Origin of the sequence: Luteolibacter sp. Populi (assembly GCF_040801775.1) — a bacterium.
In the GTDB taxonomy this organism is placed as follows: Bacteria; Verrucomicrobiota; Verrucomicrobiia; order Verrucomicrobiales; family Akkermansiaceae; genus Haloferula.
In genome coordinates this window covers 2,226,292-2,245,237 of sequence record NZ_CP161812.1, presented here as the reverse complement: position 1 = coordinate 2,245,237, position 18,946 = coordinate 2,226,292, and the positions used below count along the sequence as shown (strand labels likewise).

Below are 18,946 nucleotides of genomic sequence, written 5' to 3'. Positions count from 1 at the left end.
TTCAAATTTCGCGGGTTTCGCGTGATTTCGCGGTTCAATCTTTCGCCCGAAGTCGTGTTCATGGCTTTGGGTGTCATTCGGGTTTGGAAAGCGATTGGATGAACAGGATCAGCGAGTCATATTCCACGTCGGGAATGCCGAAGGGCGGCATGTAGTTCGGCGGATAGCCCTTCGCGATCTTCGCGTTCGGCGTCTTGATCGACTCCAACAGATACTCCCGGTCGGCCTTCACCGGCCTCGCGTCGCCTTCGAGTTCCACCATCTCATCGGCCAGCCCGCCGAGCGAGGGGCCGTGACCCTTCGAGCCGTCGAGCGAGTGGCAGGCGATGCAGCCGTAGCTGTTGTAGAGCGTTTCGCCGGCCTGCACGTTGGCCTTCCGCAGGTCGATCTTGAGCTTGTAGCCCTGATAGGTGCCTAGGGTTTTGCCGGTGTAGGTGAAGGCCAACTTGCCGTTGCCTTCCGCGCTGAAATCGCCGTCCTTCCACGCGATCGGTGCCGGTGGTTCACAGGTCACCTCGGCGTCGAAGGACTGCTCCTTCTTGGAGGGCCGCATTGTCACGGACACGAGATGATTGCCCGCCTTGAATTCGAAGCGGGGCACGCCCTTGAGCAGCGTGTAGCCGACGTAAACCGGGCCACCGAGTTCCTCCACGCTCTTGCCGCCGATCGAGACCGGATGCGGGCCGGAGGTCTTGTAGAAGAGATTTCCGACCAGCCGCGGGATGTAGTCGAAGGACACCCGCGAGCCGCGCTTCTCATCGCCCCAGTAGGAGGTCATATCGAGGAAGCCACCCTGCCAGGCGTAGAGCGGCCGACATTCGGTGGAGTCGAAGGTGTAGGCGAGAGCGGGGCCGAAGCTGACCGCATAGGCTGCCGCGATGGCCGGGATCGGCTTCTCCTCGCCGGGGACGTCCTCGCCCTTTCCTGGATTGTATTTCGGAGCCGGAGCGCTGCTGTGATGCCGCGCAAAAACCGCCGCATCGAGGCCCGGATCGGGCAGATAAGTGCTCATCACCAGCGGCTCCTCGATCGAGCCGAGCGGGCGGTTGTTATAAGTGAGCAGGTGCTGGCCAAGCAGCGGCTGCAGGCCGAGGCCCAGGAGAAGAAAGGTTTTTCTCATGAATGGTCCTGATCAAGGACGGGCCATGCTGGCAGAATTTGTCAGACAACGCACCTACCCGTTTGAGGCAGGTCCCGGGGGTGCTCGAAAACTCCCCTCAACTTCCCCCTTGGCCATCAGCGCATCATGGAGAGACTTTCCCCGCGATGCGCGGCTCCGGCGGGCGGTGGAAACTGGAAGAACTGATCGATTTCGAAGTCGCGCTGGCGGCTTGGGACGGTTCTTCGCGCCCGGATGATCTGGCCGCCGGCGAGTCCCGCAGCGCGACTTTCAAGGCATGGCAGGAAGCCGTCGGCAGCCGCGGTCCCGGGCGCTCATGGGTGAACTCCCTGAATTGGGCCGGACGGTTGCTCGCTTTGGTGGCGCTGCTCGCCGGATTCGGCGCGGCTTGGGGCTGCTTCGACCGACAGCGGGAAGGGATCCACGTCGTGGTTTTCCTCTGCGTCACGCTTTTCGTCCCCTGGCTGGTCCTGCTGGCCGGGCTCACCGCGTGGATCTTCCGTCCCACCAGCGCCGGTCTGGCCGGTGCCGCGGTGAAGAAACTGGCAGTGAAGTTTGCTGGGGAAAACGGCAGGGAAGTGCTGGCCCGGATCGAGGGCAATCCCGAGTTGGCCAAGGCGCTCGGCTGGCGGATCGCCGCGAAGGTCCAGCGCGCGGCGGGCGATTTCCACTTCGGCGCGGTGGTGGCTCTCACCGCCCTGTTCTTCTTCTGGCGGGTCGGCTTTTTCTGGGAAACCAGTACGCAGTCGGCGATGCGGCATCTGCTCGAGGGCGCGGTGAAATTGCTCTCGGCACCCTGGAGCATCTTCATGCCGAGCTTCGTGCCGGATGTGGTGCACACGCAGCGCGGGGCGGGGTGGAGCGGGGGAGGGGAGAACTGGATGATGTTCCTGGTGCTGGCGCTCGGCTTCTGGGGGATTCTGCCGCGCTTTCTTCTACTTTGCTTCGCCCAGGTCCAGGAATGGCGAACCCTGCGCGACCCCGCCTTCCAGTCGCCCCTGCATCGCAAGCTCTGGCGCGTGCTCACCGGCGTCCGCCGGGGCAGCGACCCGGAAGGCCCGGCCGATGGCGCGCTGGTCCTGGATCTCGGTGGAATTTCCCCCGACCGCGAGGCCCTGCGCCCCTTCTTCCTGCGCCACTTGCGCATGAATCCGGTCGCTTGGGAAACCCTCGACGTACTCGACACCGGTCGCGAGGCCGCCGCCCGCACCGCCCTCGGGAAATCCCCCGCCGGCGTGATTCTGCTCGCCGAGGGCTGGTCGCTCGCCCCGCGGCGCATGGAGGAGACCCTGCGGCGGGTTTTGGAGGCCGGCGGAGGCCGCCGCGTCGTCATCCATGTCGCCGATTTTGACAAAACCGGACGGCCCGCCGAGCCTAAGCCTGACGAGCGCGCCGCTTGGGAAGCCTTCCTGGATTCCCAGAAGGGCCTTGAAGTCGAGCTCAGCATCCACGAAGAGGACCGCGCATGGGAAGCTGGCTGAACGACGAAATCCCCGCCTTTGCGGTCGTCGGTCGCGTCAATGCCGGCAAGACCGCGACCCTCGCGACCTTGCTGGAGATCGACGACGACGAACTCCTGCGGATCAGCGCGACACCGGGCGAGACCACCAACGTCCTGCCGCTGCCGGTGCGCTACGATGGCGAGGAACTGATGCGTTTTCTCGACACCCCGGGCTTCCAGCAGCCGGTTGAGGCCATGCGTGAGATCCAGAAACTGGCCGACACGGGCGTGCCGGGACCGGCGGAGATTCTCCGCTTCACCAGGGAATGCCGCCAGCGCTTCCCGGACGAGGTGCGCCTGCTGGAGCCCCTCATGGAAGGCGCGGGCGTCATCTACGTGGTTGATCCCTGTAAGCCGCTGCGTGATTCTTTCCTCGCTGAAATCGAGATCCTGCGCTGGACCGGCAGGCCGCGGCTGGCCCTGCTCAATCCGCAGGGCGAGCCGAATCCCGAACTCGAGCGCGAGTGGCGCGACCGGCTCGGCACCGCCTTCAATCTCGTCCGCACCTTCGATGCCCACGAGGCCCGCTTCGACGAGCGGCGTCGTCTCTTGGAAGCCCTGCTCCAGATCGAAGAACACCATGCCACCCACATCCGGAGGGTGATCGCGGCGATGGAGAACGAGATGGACGAGCGCCGTGAGGAGGCGGCGGAAGCCATCCTAGATTTCCTCGAAAAGTCTCTAACACTGCGGGTCAGCGAGGCCATCGATGTCCGTGACCGCAGCGTGCCCTCGCGCGGCGAGAAGAAGCGGGCCGATCTCGAGGTGCGCTACTTCAAGAAGCTCGCGGATCTGGAGCAAGCCTGCCTTAGGCGCCTGCTCACGACCTACCGCCACCACCTCCTGAAGCCCGAAGTCGACCCCGAGCGCCATTCCGGGCTGAACCTCTCGATGGCCGAGACATGGCGGAAGTGGGGACTCAACCGCGGCCAGCTCACCGCGGCGGGGGCCGCTGCCGGAGGGGCGGCTGGGGCGGTCATCGATTTCGGCGTGGGCGGCCATAGCTTCTTCATGGGTGCCGCCATCGGTGCCGTCGTCGGCGGGTCCGCGGCCTTCTTCAAGGGCGGCGCTCTCCCGGAACTGCGCTTCAAGGGAATCAGCCTTGGCAAGGTCCAGAGCGACGGCCAGGCGCTGGAGGCCGGTCCGCCGGACAATCCGAATTTCCCGTGGATACTCCTCGATTCGATGCTGCTGCGCCACCGCGGCATCATCGCCCGCGCCCATGGCCGGCGGGACAAGGCAGAACTCGATCTTTCCGGCGAGGAAAGCCTGGTGCGCACCTTCCCCGGCCCGCGCCGCGCCCTGCTCCAGAAGTGGTTCGCGAGCTGCCTGAAGGGCTCGCCCGACCGCGGCAAGGAACCGGAAGTCTTCGGCGAACTGGTGAAGTCGCTGGAGGAGGCCGAAGTGGCTTCGCAGGTGTAGCCGCAAATGTCTCCGGCTAGGACTCTTCACCTCACTCCGCGAAGCGGCATTTCGATTGATGATTGGAAGATTGGTGATTGATGATTTCATCCGCTCCCCTTGCCGTCCCGCAAATCGCATGCTACCCCCTGCTCCGAATGGGAACAGCCGACAGGGACTACTTTCGCGATGAGCAGCGCCGCTATGCGGGCGGCGGCCGGCAACCTTTACCGCCGGTCACCAAGTTCCTGCTGATCGCGAATATCGCCATCTTCCTTTTCGACTGGCTCTTCATGAATCAAGCGATCGCCCGCTGGGCCGGCTTCAGCGTCGCGACCACCTTCGCGCAGGGGCGGGTTTGGGAACTGCTCAGCTTCCAATTCATCCAGCCCAGCCCGGGGCATGTCCTTTTCGATTCGATCGGTCTCTATTTCTTCGGGCCGTGGATCGAGCGTTGGCTGGGCGCGCGGCGCTTCATGGCGTTTTTCCTGCTCTGCGGGGTCGGCGGGGCGCTGTTCTTCGTCCTCTTGGGTGCTCTCGGAATCGTGCCGGGCGGCGCCTTGGTCGGGATTTCGGCGGGAATTTACGGCTGCCTGGTCGGCACCGCGGTGATCGATCCGAAGGCCCAGCTCCAATTGATCTTCCCGCCCGTGATCATGGCGGTACGGAAGTTCGCGCTGATCTACCTGGGCATCGCCTTCGTCTTCGTGGCCGGCGGCCTGCTGGTGCCGGGGCCGAATGGTGGCGGGGCAGCGGGGCTCTTCGGCGGCGGTGCGATCGTGGGCTTCCTGCTGGCGCGTTTCCCTTTCCTGTTGGGCAAGCCTTCCGCGGCGGAGGAGAAGATCGTCCGGCCGAAGGAGTTCCGGCGCAAGCCGCGGCAGAAGTCAAAGCTGCGCCCGCGGACCAGCGTCGATATCCACACCGCCAGCGAAGTGGACCGCATCCTCGACAAGATCAACAAGGAGGGCCTGCAAAGCCTCACCGCCGAAGAACAAAAAGTTCTCAACGAAGCCGGCAAATCCCGCAACGACCGATGACCGACGCTGAAATGACCGCCTGCCAGGAGCCAGGACTCCAATTCGAGCGCCTGCGGGCGATCATGCATCGCCTCCGCGCCCCCGGCGGTTGCCCTTGGGATGCCGAGCAGACCCACGGTAGCCTCGTCTCGAATCTGATCGAGGAGGCCTACGAGACGGTCGATGCAATCCAGCGCTGCGACATGAAGGACATCGAGGAAGAACTCGGCGACCTGCTGCTACAGGTGGTCTTCCACAGCGAATTGGCGGAGGAAGCCGGGCACTTCAACCTCGACGACGTGGCCCGCGGCATCGCTGACAAGCTGGTGCGCCGCCATCCGCATGTCTTCGCCAAGTCGGAGGCGAGTACCGACGGACGCCGTACTTCAGCAGTGGGACGAGATCAAGCGCGGCGAGAAGGGCACCTCCGGGGAACCTTTCCTTCACGGCGTGGGCAAGGGCTTGCCCGGCTTGCTGCGCGCTTCGAAGATCCAGCGCAAGGTCGCCAAGATCGGCTTCGACTGGCCGACCCAGACCGGCGTGCTGTCGAAGATCCGCGAGGAGTTGCTGGAACTGGAAGCCGCGGTGGACGCGCAGGATCTCCCGGCCGTCGATGAGGAACTGGGCGATCTTCTGTTCTCGGTGGTGAATCTCGCCCGCTTCCGCAAGCTTGATCCCGAACTCGTGATGGCCGCGGCGAACGAGAAATTCGAGCGCCGCTTCAATGAGATGGAGCGCCGTCTCAAGGAGAAGGGCAAGACCCTGGAAGCGGCAACCGCCAGCGAGATGGACGACGAGTGGGAAGCTTCGAAGAAGTAGGACTGCTTTCCCGGTTGCGCAGCACCCGCGGGCTCGCTTTAAAGGAGGCGATGAACCCGGAGATCCTGGCGTTGGAGGAAGAGATGGGAGCGCTGTCGCGAAAGCTCGCCAAGCTACGCAAGGAGGCTGCTCCTGTCGAAGTTCCCGATTACACCTTCCAGACACTCACCGGACCGCTGGCGCTATCGGCGCTCTTCGCCGGGAAGGAGATCCTTTTCGCGATCCACAACATGGGCCAAGGCTGCCGCTGGTGCACCCTGTGGGCTGACGGTCTCAATGGCTTCCTGCCCCATCTGGAAGACCGCTTTGCGGTCGTCCTGCTCTCGAAGGACGCGCCGGAGGCTCAGCAGCGCTTCGCCCATTCCCGCGGCTGGCGCTTCAGGATGGCATCGCATGGCGGCAGTCCCTACATGACGGAGCAAAGCGTGAGTCAGGACGGATCCGACATGCCGGGGATGGCCTGCTACCAGCGCGTCGGCTCCAAGATCCTGCGGAAGAACGTGGCGGTCTTCGGTCCCGGGGACGAGTTCTGTGCCGCATGGCCGATCCTCTCGCTCGCGGGCCTGGGCGAGGACGGGTGGACGCCGCAGTATTCCTACTGGAAGAAGCCCGACCCGAAGGCGATGGACGATGGCGGACAGAATCTGGTGTAGCTCCCGCGTATTCCGCAGATGCGAGTTCTCTGGTCCCTCCTCATGGCCTCCGCCGTTTCCGCGGAAACCGCGGAAGTAAAGAATCCCGCCGAGCTGCAAGCGGCGCTGCGTTCGCTTAAGGCGGGCGATACGCTCAGGATCGGCCCCGGCGAGTATCCCGGCGGGAACTTCCTGGCGGGCCTCTCGAATCTCACGGTGGAAGCTTCCGATCCTGCCGCTCCGCCGCTCTTCAGGGGCGGCAAGCAGGCCTGGCACTTCTCCCGCTGCCCCGGCCTCACGCTGCGCCGCATCCACTGCAGCGGCCAAAGCGGGAATGGCATCAACCTCGACGACGGCGGAAAGCGCGACGAACCGGTCAAGACCGTGCTGCTCGAAGGCCTCTCCGTGAGCGACATCGGGCCGCAGGGCAACTTCGATGCGATCAAGTGCTCGGGACTTCAGGATCTCCGCATCAAGGACTGCGAAATCAGCGGCTGGGGCGGTCAGGCGATCGACTTCGTCGGCTGCTCGGATGCGGTGATCAGCGGCTGCCGGATCACCGGCAAGGAGGGATACTCCCTGCACACCGGTCCGCAGTTCAAAGGTGGCTCCCGCAACATCGTGATCGAGAAGTGCGTCTTCAAGAACGCTGGCGGACGACCGATCCAGGCCGGCGGCTCGACCGGCATCGACTACTTCCGGCCCCCCGGCGTGAAGTATGAAGCGAAGGACATCATTATCCGCGACAACATCATCGAAGGCGGGGCCTGTGCCTGCGCCTTCACTGGCGTGGATGGCGCAGAGTTCACCGGCAATACCGTGGTCAACCCCGGGAAATGGATCTTCCGCATTCTTCAGGAAACGCGTGAAGAGGGATTCGCCCCCTGCCGCAACGTGAAAATCTCCGGCAACAAATTCCGTTTCCGCCGCGCCCAAGTCGGCACCGAGATCAACATCAGCGATGGCACCGCACCGGAAACCTTCCAGTTCGAGAACAACCGCTGGCTTGCCGAGGATCGTCCGGAAGCCTCGAAGCCGAAACTGCCGGTCGAGGAAAAGGGCGGAGTCTACGGCGCGGTTCCCTAAGAAGGTCGTCGGCTTGCCATTTGCTCTTGCCTGCCCGAAGTCGGTCTGCAACTTTCCAGCGTCCTTGCGCTTCTCGGTTTTACCTCCGTTGATCTGAAGAAGCTCATCCATCTCCTGTTTTCCTTGTTCGCTTGCCTCCATTTGGCAGGCGGGCAGTACACTATCGTGCAGGTTTATGCATGGGGCACCATGATCTCCGCCTACTCCAGGGAGTCCGGCTTGCTGCAAGGGACGAAGGATACATTCAGCGGGAAGAAGCCATGTCACCTTTGCTGCAAGATTGCCGCAGCGGAAAAGGCCGACGCCGAGAAGGGCGAACACTCTCCGCGCTCTCCCGGGCCGGCGATGAAGCTGACGCAAGAGTTCCCGATTACCTCGATTGCCCCCCTGGTCCCGCCGATCCCGGCCATGGCTCCACGGGTCGAGTATTTCAGTCAGCTTTTCCAAGATGCGGCATCGGCAAATGCCCCGCCCGTGCCACCCCCTCAAACGAGGGCGTGAGATACTTTCTGCGGTAGCATCGCATTGCGGCGCGGCTGAACTTGGCTTGTCGATATCCGTCGATCGCCCATGGAGGCTTGGCGCAAGCCGGCAACGATGCCCCCGCGGGTGCCCGAGAAGCCCCGCGTGAATGATCTGGCCTGCACTCCGGCAACCCCGGAAGCGCAAGGACAAAAGGCCGGACCTTTCTCCGGGCCGTGCCTTCACGTGCCCGGAGAAAGGAGTCCGCCCATCCAAAGGCACCGACAACCTGCCTTGAGGGTCCGTGGCACCATGCCCGAATCCAGCAATCGATCTAACAGAATAGATGCCGGCAGCCCGGTCTGCCGGCATCTCGCACCTGAAATCACTTATTATGAGAACCAATCCAATCGTCCTCTTTTTGGCGCTGGCGCTTCACGCCTCCGCGGAGGAAATCGGCAAAGATACACTCGCTGAAGAAGGAAAGGCCGCTTTCGCATCATGCATGGCGTGCCACGGCCTCGACGGGAAGGGCATGGCCGCAGGGCCGAAGAAGCTTGCCCCTCTCTCTCGGCTTCACCGATCGTCACCGGTGATCCCGCTTTCCTTACGCTCGTCATCACGAAAGGCATCGCAAAGGAGAGCCAAGACTATCTGGGGATTATGACCCCGATGGAAGCGGTGGTAGCCACCGACCGCAAGCTCGCCGCCGTCCTCACCTACCTCCGGACCGCCCTCGGGAACAATGCCTCGGCCGTGACGCCGGAGGAAGCCAAGGCGCTTCGCGACAAATGGCAGGACATCAAGGTCCCGGTGACCCGGGCAAAGCTCGAGGAACTTGAAGAAGCCTCCAGGAAGTAGGGGCGACCAGAACTGAAATCTAGAACCATGAAATTAATTCCAACTCAGGTGCCTCTCAAAAATCACCGGGCTCAGGCAGCCCCCTGCCGTTCCGCGCGACGCTTGGCGCGCTTGGCCGTGGTGATTGGCCTCACATCCGCACCCTTGCTCGGAGCGGATGAACCTGCTCCCGCCAAATTCCATGGCACGGATGTCACGGGATATCAACTCGACTACGGCTTCGCCCTCAAGGACACCGCAGGACGCGAGCTGAAAATCGCCGACTTCAAGGGGAAGGTCGTCTACTTCTTCTTCGGCTTCACCCAGTGCCCCGTCATTTGTCCCACTGCTTTGACGAGGGCTGCCGAGATCAAGCGCTTGCTCGGCGCCGATGGTGAGAAGCTTCAGGTCGTCTTTGTGACGATTGATCCGGAACGCGACACTCCCGAGGTGCTCCGTTCTTACGCCGCGGCCTTTGATCCTTCGTTCCTCGGGCTATCCACGGACCCTGAGAAGCTCAAGGCGCTCTCCCGGAGTTTCAAGTTCACTTACAGCAAGGTCCAAACCGGGTCTTCCTACACCATGGATCATTCAACCGCGAGTTACGTCTTCGATCCCTCCGGGAAAATCCGGCTGATCCTCCGTCACGAAGCGCCGGCCGCTGACTGCGCTGATGACATCCGAAAACTGCTCCAAGAGAAAACCAACTGAACCGACATCCACATGAAGCCAAAATATTTGATTCCGCTGTACTTCCTCGCGACGGCGCTCGCCCATTCCGAGGTCGAAGTCACAGCACCATGGGTCCGTGCCACAGTGCCTAACCAAAAGGCGAGCGGTGCCTTCATGGAGCTGAAATCCAAGAACGCATGCAAGCTCGTCTCGGCCTCTTCGCTCGTGGCGAAAACCGTCGAGATTCACGAGATGGTAATGGAAGGAGAGGTGATGAAGATGCGGCAGATCAAGTCGCTCGACCTGCCCGGCGACACTACGGTGAAGCTTTCACCCGCCGGCTATCACGTGATGCTGATCGGTTTGAAGGAGCAGTTGAAGGAGGGCCAGGTCGTCGAACTGAAGCTCACGTTTGAGAAGCCGGGCGGTGAGCTCGAAACCATGGATGTGAAGGCAGTCGTGCGACCTTTGGCCAACACGGGGAGAGGCGAAGGCACGATGAAACACTAGCTCGCGATCCCCCCGGGAATCGTCTGAAGATCCGGCTGTCTGCTTCCCAGGCAGCAGCCGGATCATCCAGGCGGAACTAGTCCGGGGTGGTTGTCGGATCATTCGAAATTGAACCTCCGTTCCAGATGACGCGAAGGAACAAGCTCATCCTGCTCTATCTGAGCGTCGCCGTCCTTTGCAGCACTTTCATTGCATTGATGGTGGTCGTCGGCAGGAACATCGATGCAACCGAAAAACAGGATCCCTTCGTGAACTCCGGTCGGGAAGAGATCTTCGAGTGGTTTCCGATTTCCACGGACCTGGCGGGGACGAATCAGGACGGGGAGGAGATCCGGCTCTCTTCATCGCGGGGCAAGGTGACCGTGATCAATGAATTCTTCACCTTGTGTCCCACTTGCATGTTTCGAAGCGGTATAGAACTTCTGGAACTCTACGACACCTTCAAGGACGACCCGAACTTTTTAATGGTGAGCATCTCGATCGATCCCTCAAATGATTCCCCTGGTAACATGCGGCATTATGCCCGGAACCTTGGTGCCGGCTCCCGCAATTGGTGGTTCTTGAATGCCGGAGACGCCAGATTCACCCACGACTACCTTGAGAAGGAGCTGAAGTTCTTCGCCATTCGAGAGCGGACCGATCCTCTCGAAATCGAGGCGCTGGGACGCTACTCGCACGACATGGGTTATTTGCTCGTGAACCCCGGATTCACGGTGATCGGCAAATGGCCTCTTTTCGAGGCTGGCTCGGAAGAGGCGAGAAGTCGGGATCCCCATCTCTATCAGCACGTAAAGGATGAACTCTACCGACGCATACGGGAGGAGTTGGCGAAAGTTGCCGCTGAGTCGCGGCCCGCTTCATCCCGCTAAACCGGCGCCACATCCACCGACACCTTCAAATGGTGATTCGCCCCACCCACCGTCACCCCCCGCAGCGGCGAGACATCCCGGTAGTCCCTCCCCACCGCCACCGTGATGTGGCGCTCTGCCGGGCGGACGTTGTTGGTTGGATCATAGTCCATCCAGCCTAGCCCCGGGATAAACACCGAGACCCACGCGTGCGAGGCATCCGCGCCGACCAGCTTCTTCTTGCCCGGCGGCGGCAGGGTTTCGAGATACCCCGAAACATACCGCGCTGGCAGGCCCAGCGAGCGCAGCGCGGCGATCATCAATTGCGCGAAGTCCTGGCACACCCCGCGGCGATTATCCAGCACCTCCTGCACCGGCGTGGCTACGGTGGTGAAGTCGGGGTCGAACTTGAATTCGCGGTGGATCCGCGAGTTGAGCGCCGCCACCGCTTCCTGCACGCAGCGTCCGGGCGGGAAGTCGGGCCGCGCGAACTCGGCCAACGCCGGCAGGATCGGGATCAAGGGCGAGGACAGCGTGAAGGCGCGGGCGTCCAGCGATGACTGGTCCTTCGATGCCAGCAAGGATTCCTTCATCCTGTCCCAGGCACCAGCGGTACCCAGCGGAAGCAGGGCGTGCGAGAAAACCTCCACCTCGCTCTCCGCGGTGATGACCAGCTCCGGATGCGGCCGCTGGATCGAGAAGTAGTCGATGTGATTGCCGAAGGAATCCCGCCGGCTGCGGTGGAATTCCGGCTCGGGCCCGATCGTCAGCTTCCACGACAGGCAACGCTGCCCTGGCAAATCGAGCGGCCGCAATCGCGCCTCGTTGTGGCAGAGATTCGCGGGAACGTCGTAGCGGTAGCTGGTCCGGTGGCGGATGCGGTAGTGCATCAAAATCGGGATCTTAAATTTGAAATCTGAAATCTGAAATTCGGAGGATGGCTCAATCCCATCCGCTCACCCCCTCAAAAAGTGCGGACTCTCCGCATGCCGGAAATAGGTCAAGGTGAGCGAATTCGAAAGCTGATAGAGCATGCTGCTCATGTGCCCGACGAAGGCCTCCAGCTTCTTGCGGCTGCCATTGGCGGACTGCGCCAGTTGCGCGATGTCCGCGAGCCGGAGCTTGCTGGACATCTCCACCAGCAGGCGCTGTTCCGGGGTCAGCCGCGCGCCTTGGGTCTGGCGGGGCAATTGCTCGATGTTCATGCTCAGCCGCTGCACTTGATAGAGCAGCGAGCGCGCGTTGTTCGGCTCCAGCAGCAGCAACTCCAGCACCAGCTCGATCCGCGGATGGGTGCGGTAGCGCTTGCGGTAAGTCACCAGGCTGTCGGAAGCGGCCAGCACGGTTTCCATCACCAGTTGTTCCTCCGCGGCGTGTCGCGTTTCCACCAGGAAATTGCGGATCACCGAGAGCAAGTACTGCGCACGCTCGATCCGGCGGCCGGAGTCGAGCAGCCGCCAGCCGGCGTCGCGCGTCATGCTCTCCAGGTTCAATCCGAGCAGGGCGGTGAGGTGGAGGATGAGGCGGTTGAGCGGATCGGTGTAGTGATCCAGATCCCGCTTCCCCGTGTGCTTGCCATCCACCCATTCGCGGATCAGCGCCTCGATCACGCGGTAGGAATCGGGCGACCATTGATCGCGCACGGCGTAGGCGGCATTGCGAAAGGAGCGCAGCGTGCTGGGCAGCGAGCCGGCACGCTGCGGGTTGGTCAGCAGCGATGCCACTTCGTCCTCGTCCCGCACCACCGAGGCGCTTTTCTCCCCTTTGATCGGCGCGGCATTGGTCACGCCGACGAGCCCCGACATGAGGATCTCGCGGTGGCGGCGGAGCTGGTCTTCATCGTCGCCCATGGCTTCGACGAAACTGACGACGGCACGACGCAGCAGGCGGGCCGTCCCTTCCGCGCGCTCGGCGTAGCGACCGGTCCAGTAGAGGTTTTCTCCGGAACGGCTGGGCACGTTCCGGGCGTCAGGCTCGGGCTGGGAAGCCTCGTTCTCCGTCCACAAGCTGACGAAGGGCTCGCTATCCACTCCCTGGACCCAGGTGTCCTTCGAGACCCCGCCGAGCTGGCTCGAAACGACCGGTGCATCCTGCGATGCTGCGATGCGTGTCAGCCCGCCCGGCATCACGATGTAGCGGCCCTCCGGATCGGAGGTCACGAAGCCGCGCAGCACCCCGCGCCGCGCTTCGATGACGTTGCCGTTCAGGCAGGGCTGGGTTGAGAAGCCGACTTGCTCCTGGCCGACGTAGCACTCCGGCGCGGCGAGGATCCGCTCGCGCAGCGCTGCCAACTCAGCGGTCTCCAAGGTGCCGCCGAAAACCGTGCCGAAGGTCGGCGCGCGATGGATCGATTTCACCACCATCTTGTGAAGCTGCGAGAGCACGGTCTCGCGGGCTTGCTTCTCGCCGCACCACCAGGTCGCCGCCGCGGGCAGGATCAGTTCTTCATTGCGCAGGTGGCGGGAAATGCCGGGCAGGAAGGCCATCAGTCCCGGGTTCTCCAGCACCCCGCTGCCGGGATGATTGACGATCGCCACATTGCCGGCACGCATCGCTTCTAACAGACCGGGCACGCCAAGCTGCGAGTCCTCCTTCAATTCGAGCGGGTCGCTGAACCAGGCATCGATCCGACGGATGATCACATCCACGGGCTCGAGCCCGCCGAGCGAGCGCAGCCACACGCTGCCATCGCGCACCGTAAGGTCGTCGCCTTGCACCAGCGAGTAGCCGAGATAGGACGCCAGGAAGGCGTGCTCGAAGTAAGTTTCATTCTGCGGCCCGGGAGTCAGGATCACCACCCGCGGTTCGCGCGCCCCGGCATGGGCCGGAAACGATTCGAGGGTCTGCCGCAAGGTCCGGAAGAAGCCCGCGATCCGCCGCACCCCGCTGCGGTGGAAGAGCCGCTGCATCGCGCGGGTCATGACCACCCGGTTTTCCACCACGTAGCCGCTGCCGGAGGGTGCCTGGGTGCGGTCGTTGACGACCCACATCCGCCCGTCCGGCCCGCGGGCCAAGTCCGCAGCGTAGAGAATGAGTTGGCGCTTCGAGGGCAGGCGCATGCCATGGCAAGGGCGCAGGTAGCCGCGGTGCGCGTGGATCAGTTCCGGCGGCAGCCAACCGCCGGCAATCAGCCGCTGCTCGCCATGAAGATCCGTCAGCACATGGTCGAGCAGCTCCGCGCGCTGGATCAGGCCGGCTTCGATCGTCCGCCAGTCCTGCTCCGAGACGACCCAAGGCACGGCATCGAGTTCCCAGGCACGGTGCTCGCCATCCGCCTCGCCATGGACGCTGTAGGTGACGCCGTGTTCGCGCAGCAGCCGCCGGATCTCGTGCCCGGTCGCTCCGGCTTGCTCGGGCGTCAGCCCGCCTAGCCATGAGGCGACATGGGACCACGAGGGATTCACCCGGCCGTCCGCTCCGAGCATTTCGTCCCAAATGCCGCGGCGGTAGTCGGGAGGTAGGGTGTTTTTGGGTGAGGCCGCAGCCGGCATGGCCCCCGGTATGCCCGGATCAATTGCGTTTGGCAATGGCAGTGACGGAGGCTGCGTCATCGCCCGCTCCTCATCAGATGCCGTGCCGCCGGGATAGGAAAGTGCAGCAAGCCCCGTCAGTCCGGCATGATTACGGGGATCACCTTGCGTCCGAATTTGCGGTAAACCGTGAAGTCCGAATCCATGGTCAGGACCCTTGCTCCGTCGTGGATCCCTGCCATCCGGACCAGGCAGGCATCTGCCAAGGACATGGGAACGTTCCTATAGCGCTGCATCAGCTCCATCAATGGCGCGGCTTCCTCCTGCACGCGATAGTCTGAGATAATCAGGTTGCGGGTGATCAATTCGAGCGCAATCGATGGATCCTTGCCGGCTCTTCGGACTAGGAACATCGTCTCTGAAATGACCGCGTCACAGGTGACCAAAGCGTGCCTTAATTCACCAAAACAGGCTTTGGCCCAGCCATGTTGTCTTTCGCTCCTATCGATAAGGGCAACCAACGGACCAGTATCGACGATCAGCACCTTCAAGAGCCGTAACCGTCCAAGTGACGGGGATTTGATCCAAGATCCGGTATGCCGCTCGAAACCTTCCCGCACAAATCTCCCGCCAATTCCAACAAGGTCGGCCTAATGTCGGCAGTGTCTTCCAATGCCAGCTTCTCCTCCAGCGCCTCCCGCAACAGCTCGGAACGCGTGGTCCGACGCGCCCGTGCGGTCGCATCCACTCGCGCTGCCAGGTCATCGGAAATTTTGAACGAGATCGTGGTCACGTCCGTAGTGTATTACCAAATGCAGAAAGTGCAATACCGGCGCTTATCCCACCTCACAACCCCGCCGCCGCCTCCTGGAACGCCTTCCTCAAGCCCGAGCCATCCGAATTCGGGAAATCCGCCCGCTGCACCAGCATCACGTAGACCCGCTCCTTGACCGGATCGATCCACGCCTGCGTGCCGTAGGCCCCGCCGTGGCCGTAGGTGCCGGGTGAAACCGCAGCGGTCACGCCCTGCGGCTCGCGGATCACGCACCAGCCAAGGCCCCAACCGTTCCCGGGGGTGAAGCCGGTCTTGAGATCGCCGCTCTGGACGGTCGTCATCTGCTTCACCGACTCCTCCTTGAGGTAGCGTTTCCCGTCGAGCTCGCCGCCGCGCAGGATCATGCGGCCGAATTTTCCGTAGTCCTCCGCGGTCGAGAACAGGCCGCCATTGGCGAGCGGGTAGCGGTCCTTGCTGGTCACGGCCTTGTTGCCCAGGAAGCTGAGCCCGGTCTTCTCCAGCGCGCCGGCATCCGTGCGCTTGTAGGAAGTGGCGATCCGCGCGGCCTGCGCCACGCTGGGATAGAAGGTCGTGTCCTTCATCCCGAGCGGCTCGAAGAGATGTTTGGCGAGGAACGCGGGGTAATCCTCGCCGGAGACGACCTCCACGATCCGACCGGCGGCGTTGATGCCGGATTGGCAGTATTCCCACTTGCTGCCCGGCGCGAACTTCACCGGCTTGGCGACGATCCGCGGCATGAGGTCCTTGAGCGTGGCCACGCCCTCGACCTCGGGTCCCCGCACGTCGCTCAGACCGCTGCTGTGGGTGAGGCATTGCCTGATGGTGATGGTCACCGGCTTGCCCTCGGCGTCCTTGAGATCCTTGAACTCGGGAAGATACTTCGAAACCGGATCATCCACCGAGAGCTTCCCGGCTTCCTGCATCATCATGACCGCGGTGCCCGTGATCGGCTTGGTCATCGAGGCGATCCAGAAGATCGAATCCTTCTCCATCGCCGTCTTTTTCCCAAGATCGGCAAACCCGTTCGCCGAGGAGAAAACGATGCCATCCTTGTCCCCGACAAAAGTCACCGCCCCGGAGATCTCTTTCGCCCCCACGGCCTTGTCCATGACCTCGATCACCGGCGGGACTTCGAGCGCGCTCGGCCCGGGCTTTTCGTCCTGAGCCTGGCAAGGCAGCACGAAAACCATGGCGGGCAGGAGTAAAAGGGCCTTCATCGGTCGCAGGCTAGGCGCGGGCCCCGGAAGCGCAAGCAGGCGCTGCGTCCGGTAAAACATTGAAAGAATGCTCCCTTTTTCCCGGAAAGACCTGTCCGACAACCGCGTAAACCCTCCAATGACACGCTGCCTGCTGCTCGCTTCCCTGTTTTTCTCCGGCTTGGCCGCCGCCGAGCCCGAGAAAATTTTCAACGGCACCGGCCTCGAAGGCTGGAACGTCAAGGGCGCGACCTACTGGACCGCCGCGGACGGCGTGCTGAAGGGCGAGAGCGACGACAAGAAGCAGGGCTCCATCCTCTGGACCGACAAAAGCTACAAGGATTTCACCGTCGAACTGGAATTCCGCTTCTCCGGAGACGTCGATTCGGGCGTCTTCCTGCGCGGCGAGGCCGACCAGATCCAGATCGGAACTTCCCGCTCGAAGAAGCGCGACATGACCGCCTCCCCCTACATCGGGCCGAAGAGCGGCTATCCCCAGGAAGCCGCCGGGGTGAAGGAATTGCTCAAGGAAGGCGACTGGAACAAGATGAAGATCGTCGCGAAAGGGGGCACCTACACGGTCTCCCTCAACGGCAAGCAGGTCGTCGAATACGTCTCCGACACCGCGAAGGAATCCGGCCCCCTGGGCCTGCAGATCCATCCCGGCGTGAAGATGAAGATCGAGTTCAAGAACGTGACGGTGGAGGGGATTTGACTTCCACGAGCCGGCATGATTCGTCGAGCCGATGTCATGGGAGCCGCTGACCGCTGAAGGGTTCGACAACTTGGTCAGGCCCTTGGCCGGGCTTGAGGTTTCGCTCCCGTGGAAAGGGGCCGGGACGGCGGTCTTCCTTGGGCTGGGAGCCATCACTCCGCCGGTGGATCCCCGGAGGAAGGGAAGAGGAGAAGCCACTATCAAGATCGAATGGGATTGGCGGATTGAGGACCGTGCGCGGGTCGTTTGCGGGAGTGTAAACGATGAGAAGGAGATCCTGGCAGGCATCGCTGCGCTCGAGGGAGCCAAGATCCGATCGATTGTCGTGATCGGGGAGATTCCCGAGTTGCGGGTGGAGTTTACGGACGGGCGCTGCCTTCGATCGATAGTGTTGTTCGACGACGATCCGCAGTGGTCGATCCGCCTCCCGGAGGGGCGCTGGATTTCGGCGAAAGATGGCCAGGTCGGGGTGGGGGACGGCGCGAGATGAAGACAAGCTCCGCCTTCTGATAAGCCTTGGGAATCTGTTGGGAAATATGGCTTTGCGTGGGTTTGGCCTCCCGTTTGAGGCTGTATGACTTCCCGGCACGCCTGCTGCTCGATTTCTCCCGATTTCGTGACTGACGGGGGCATTGACGCCCGGAAAAGCAAGTGCATCATCCCGCCCCCGGCGCGAAGGACTTGCCGGGAAATGCCGGCCGCAACCCCGCGGCCATCCAGACTACCACCATGACCACCATCGCCATCAACGGGTTCGGGCGCATCGGCCGCCTCGTCTTCCGCGCTCTCGTCGAGCAAGGACATCTCGGAACCACTTTCAACGTTGTCGCCGTCGGTGACATCGTTCCGGCCGACAACCTCGCCTACCTCCTCAAGTACGACTCCACCCAGGGCAAGTTCGACGGCACCGTGTCCTCGAAGAAGTCCAAGCCGGAGCTCGAAGAGGATGACGTGCTGGTGGTCAACGGCCACGAGATCAAGGTCGTCAGCGCCCGCTCTCCGGAAGGCCTCCCTTGGAAGGAACTCGGTGTCGAGGTCGTGATCGAATCCACCGGCCTTTTCACCGCTGCCGACAAGGCCCGCGGCCACATCACCGCCGGTGCCAAGAAGGTCATCATCTCCGCACCTGCGCAGGGTGAAGACGGCACCTTCGTGGTCGGCGTCAACGACGAGCTCTACGATCCGGCCAACCACCACATCATCTCCAACGCGAGCTGCACCACCAACTGCCTCGCCCCCCTCGTCCACGTCCTCCTCAAGGAAGGATTCGGCATCGAGGAAGGCCTGATGACCACCATCCACTCCTACACCGCCACCCAGAAGACCGTGGACGGCCCGTCGAAGAAGGATTGGAAGGGTGGCCGCAGCGCCGCCATCAACATCATCCCGTCCACCACCGGTGCCGCCAAGGCCGTCGCCCTGGTCTGCCCCGCGGTGAAGGGCAAGCTCACCGGCATGTCCTTCCGCGTGCCGACCCCGACCGTGTCGGTGGTCGACCTGACGGTGAAGACGACCAAGGAGACCTCGCTCGCCGAGATCAAGGCCGCCCTGAAGACCGCCTCCGAAACCTACCTCAAGGGCATCCTCGCCTACACCGAAGACGAAGTGGTTTCCACCGACTTCATCCACGACAAGCACTCGTCGATCTTCGACGCCGGCTCGTCGATCGAGCTGAACTCCACCTTCTTCAAGCTGGTGAGCTGGTATGACAACGAGTGGGGTTACTCCAACCGCGTCATCGACCTCCTCTTCGACGTGGTGAAGAAGGGGATTTGATCCCGCCTTCTAGCACGTTTCTTTCCAAAACACCCTGCCTCGCAAGAGGCGGGGTGTTTTGTTTTGGAGATCCGCTATCGCGCCGA

20 protein-coding genes and 1 pseudogene are annotated in these 18,946 nt (G+C 62.8%); 15 read left to right on the top strand and 6 right to left on the bottom strand.

Annotated features, from left to right (window positions below; translation table 11 throughout):
• Positions 1–73: 73 nt before the first annotated feature.
• Positions 74–1,120, bottom strand: a complete 1,047-nt coding sequence (locus ABWK72_RS08925) for a c-type cytochrome (RefSeq protein ID WP_367874438.1) — start codon at positions 1,118–1,120, stop codon at positions 74–76.
• Positions 1,121–1,266: 146 nt separating this feature from the next.
• On the opposite strand from ABWK72_RS08925, the gene ABWK72_RS08920 reads away from it, so the two are divergent.
• From ABWK72_RS08920 to ABWK72_RS08865, 12 genes and pseudogenes are all read left to right on the top strand, one after another.
• Complete coding sequence (locus ABWK72_RS08920) at positions 1,267–2,601, top strand: DUF2868 domain-containing protein (RefSeq protein ID WP_367874437.1); 1,335 nt, start codon at positions 1,267–1,269, stop codon at positions 2,599–2,601.
• Complete coding sequence (locus tag ABWK72_RS08915; RefSeq protein ID WP_367874436.1) at positions 2,586–4,043, top strand: GTPase/DUF3482 domain-containing protein; 1,458 nt, start codon at positions 2,586–2,588, stop codon at positions 4,041–4,043. Before ABWK72_RS08920 ends, ABWK72_RS08915 begins: the two co-directional genes overlap by 16 nt.
• Positions 4,044–4,180: 137 nt before the next feature.
• Positions 4,181–5,059 (top strand): rhomboid family intramembrane serine protease, encoded by an 879-nt coding sequence (locus ABWK72_RS08910; RefSeq protein ID WP_367874435.1) that lies wholly within the window; start codon positions 4,181–4,183, stop codon positions 5,057–5,059.
• A pseudogene (locus ABWK72_RS08905) lies at positions 5,056–5,328 on the top strand (MazG nucleotide pyrophosphohydrolase domain-containing protein); the annotation flags it as partial. The gene ABWK72_RS08910 and the pseudogene ABWK72_RS08905, both read left to right, overlap by 4 nt.
• 52 nt (positions 5,329–5,380) lie before the next feature.
• Positions 5,381–5,857: a MazG nucleotide pyrophosphohydrolase domain-containing protein gene (locus tag ABWK72_RS08900; RefSeq protein WP_367874434.1), complete on the top strand. Its 477-nt coding sequence runs from the start codon at positions 5,381–5,383 to the stop codon at positions 5,855–5,857.
• Between the two features lie 50 nt (positions 5,858–5,907).
• Positions 5,908–6,510 carry a DUF899 family protein gene (locus ABWK72_RS08895; protein WP_367874433.1) on the top strand — a complete coding sequence of 201 codons (603 nt, stop codon included), beginning with the start codon at positions 5,908–5,910 and terminating at the stop codon, positions 6,508–6,510.
• 42 nt (positions 6,511–6,552) lie between these two features.
• Positions 6,553–7,575, top strand: a complete 1,023-nt coding sequence (locus ABWK72_RS08890) for a right-handed parallel beta-helix repeat-containing protein (protein WP_367874432.1) — start codon at positions 6,553–6,555, stop codon at positions 7,573–7,575.
• Between the two features lie 808 nt (positions 7,576–8,383).
• Positions 8,384–8,704: a c-type cytochrome gene (locus ABWK72_RS08885; RefSeq protein WP_367874431.1), complete on the top strand. Its 321-nt coding sequence runs from the start codon at positions 8,384–8,386 to the stop codon at positions 8,702–8,704.
• Positions 8,701–8,898: a hypothetical protein gene (locus ABWK72_RS08880; protein ID WP_367874430.1), complete on the top strand. Its 198-nt coding sequence runs from the start codon at positions 8,701–8,703 to the stop codon at positions 8,896–8,898. Before ABWK72_RS08885 ends, ABWK72_RS08880 begins: the two co-directional genes overlap by 4 nt.
• A 144-nt stretch (positions 8,899–9,042) precedes the next feature.
• A complete protein-coding gene (locus ABWK72_RS08875) occupies positions 9,043–9,588 on the top strand; it encodes an SCO family protein (protein ID WP_367874429.1) in 546 nt (181 codons plus the stop codon).
• A gap of 12 nt (positions 9,589–9,600) precedes the next feature.
• Entirely contained in the window at positions 9,601–10,059 is a 459-nt protein-coding gene (locus ABWK72_RS08870) for a copper chaperone PCu(A)C (RefSeq protein ID WP_367874428.1), read from the top strand.
• Positions 10,060–10,184: 125 nt separating this feature from the next.
• Positions 10,185–10,928: an SCO family protein gene (locus ABWK72_RS08865; protein ID WP_367874427.1), complete on the top strand. Its 744-nt coding sequence runs from the start codon at positions 10,185–10,187 to the stop codon at positions 10,926–10,928.
• Here the strand turns inward: ABWK72_RS08865 and ABWK72_RS08860 are convergent.
• The 5 genes from ABWK72_RS08860 to ABWK72_RS08840 form a co-directional block, all read right to left on the bottom strand.
• The gene (locus tag ABWK72_RS08860) at positions 10,925–11,797 is read right to left on the bottom strand and encodes a transglutaminase N-terminal domain-containing protein (RefSeq protein ID WP_367874426.1); all 873 of its coding nucleotides are present in this window, start codon (positions 11,795–11,797) and stop codon (positions 10,925–10,927) included. The two genes, ABWK72_RS08865 and ABWK72_RS08860, sit on opposite strands and share 4 nt — an antisense overlap.
• 66 nt (positions 11,798–11,863) lie before the next feature.
• A complete protein-coding gene (locus ABWK72_RS08855) occupies positions 11,864–14,398 on the bottom strand; it encodes a circularly permuted type 2 ATP-grasp protein (RefSeq protein WP_367874425.1) in 2,535 nt (844 codons plus the stop codon).
• A 116-nt stretch (positions 14,399–14,514) separates the two neighbouring features.
• Positions 14,515–14,922: a type II toxin-antitoxin system VapC family toxin gene (locus ABWK72_RS08850; protein ID WP_367875324.1), complete on the bottom strand. Its 408-nt coding sequence runs from the start codon at positions 14,920–14,922 to the stop codon at positions 14,515–14,517.
• A 2-nt stretch (positions 14,923–14,924) separates the two neighbouring features.
• A complete protein-coding gene (locus tag ABWK72_RS08845) occupies positions 14,925–15,170 on the bottom strand; it encodes a ribbon-helix-helix protein, CopG family (protein ID WP_367874424.1) in 246 nt (81 codons plus the stop codon).
• Between the two features lie 53 nt (positions 15,171–15,223).
• Positions 15,224–16,390: a serine hydrolase domain-containing protein gene (locus ABWK72_RS08840; RefSeq protein ID WP_367874423.1), complete on the bottom strand. Its 1,167-nt coding sequence runs from the start codon at positions 16,388–16,390 to the stop codon at positions 15,224–15,226.
• A 118-nt stretch (positions 16,391–16,508) separates the two neighbouring features.
• Between ABWK72_RS08840 and ABWK72_RS08835 the strand changes: the two genes are divergently transcribed.
• From ABWK72_RS08835 to gap, 3 genes are all read left to right on the top strand, one after another.
• On the top strand, positions 16,509–17,084 hold the full coding sequence (locus ABWK72_RS08835) for a DUF1080 domain-containing protein (RefSeq protein WP_367874422.1): 576 nt from the start codon (positions 16,509–16,511) through the stop codon (positions 17,082–17,084).
• Positions 17,085–17,115: 31 nt separating this feature from the next.
• On the top strand, positions 17,116–17,574 hold the full coding sequence (locus tag ABWK72_RS08830) for a hypothetical protein (protein WP_367874421.1): 459 nt from the start codon (positions 17,116–17,118) through the stop codon (positions 17,572–17,574).
• 239 nt (positions 17,575–17,813) lie between these two features.
• Positions 17,814–18,860 carry a type I glyceraldehyde-3-phosphate dehydrogenase gene (gene gap, locus ABWK72_RS08825; RefSeq protein WP_367875323.1) on the top strand — a complete coding sequence of 349 codons (1,047 nt, stop codon included), beginning with the start codon at positions 17,814–17,816 and terminating at the stop codon, positions 18,858–18,860.
• The last annotated feature ends 86 nt before the right edge of the window (positions 18,861–18,946 follow it).

Coding starts and splice junctions, on each gene's coding strand:
- ABWK72_RS08925 (WP_367874438.1), bottom strand. CDS start 1,120: ATGAGAAAAACCTTTCTTCTCCTGGGCCTCGGCCTGCAGCCGCTGCTT.
- ABWK72_RS08920 (WP_367874437.1), top strand. CDS start 1,267: ATGCGCGGCTCCGGCGGGCGGTGGAAACTGGAAGAACTGATCGATTTC.
- ABWK72_RS08915 (WP_367874436.1), top strand. CDS start 2,586: ATGGGAAGCTGGCTGAACGACGAAATCCCCGCCTTTGCGGTCGTCGGT.
- ABWK72_RS08910 (WP_367874435.1), top strand. CDS start 4,181: ATGGGAACAGCCGACAGGGACTACTTTCGCGATGAGCAGCGCCGCTAT.
- ABWK72_RS08900 (WP_367874434.1), top strand. CDS start 5,381: ATGTCTTCGCCAAGTCGGAGGCGAGTACCGACGGACGCCGTACTTCAG.
- ABWK72_RS08895 (WP_367874433.1), top strand. CDS start 5,908: ATGAACCCGGAGATCCTGGCGTTGGAGGAAGAGATGGGAGCGCTGTCG.
- ABWK72_RS08890 (WP_367874432.1), top strand. CDS start 6,553: ATGGCCTCCGCCGTTTCCGCGGAAACCGCGGAAGTAAAGAATCCCGCC.
- ABWK72_RS08885 (WP_367874431.1), top strand. CDS start 8,384: ATGCCGGCAGCCCGGTCTGCCGGCATCTCGCACCTGAAATCACTTATT.
- ABWK72_RS08880 (WP_367874430.1), top strand. CDS start 8,701: ATGACCCCGATGGAAGCGGTGGTAGCCACCGACCGCAAGCTCGCCGCC.
- ABWK72_RS08870 (WP_367874428.1), top strand. CDS start 9,601: ATGAAGCCAAAATATTTGATTCCGCTGTACTTCCTCGCGACGGCGCTC.
- ABWK72_RS08865 (WP_367874427.1), top strand. CDS start 10,185: ATGACGCGAAGGAACAAGCTCATCCTGCTCTATCTGAGCGTCGCCGTC.
- ABWK72_RS08860 (WP_367874426.1), bottom strand. CDS start 11,797: ATGCACTACCGCATCCGCCACCGGACCAGCTACCGCTACGACGTTCCC.
- ABWK72_RS08855 (WP_367874425.1), bottom strand. CDS start 14,398: ATGCCGGCTGCGGCCTCACCCAAAAACACCCTACCTCCCGACTACCGC.
- ABWK72_RS08840 (WP_367874423.1), bottom strand. CDS start 16,390: ATGAAGGCCCTTTTACTCCTGCCCGCCATGGTTTTCGTGCTGCCTTGC.
- ABWK72_RS08835 (WP_367874422.1), top strand. CDS start 16,509: ATGACACGCTGCCTGCTGCTCGCTTCCCTGTTTTTCTCCGGCTTGGCC.
- ABWK72_RS08830 (WP_367874421.1), top strand. CDS start 17,116: ATGTCATGGGAGCCGCTGACCGCTGAAGGGTTCGACAACTTGGTCAGG.
- gap (WP_367875323.1), top strand. CDS start 17,814: ATGACCACCATCGCCATCAACGGGTTCGGGCGCATCGGCCGCCTCGTC.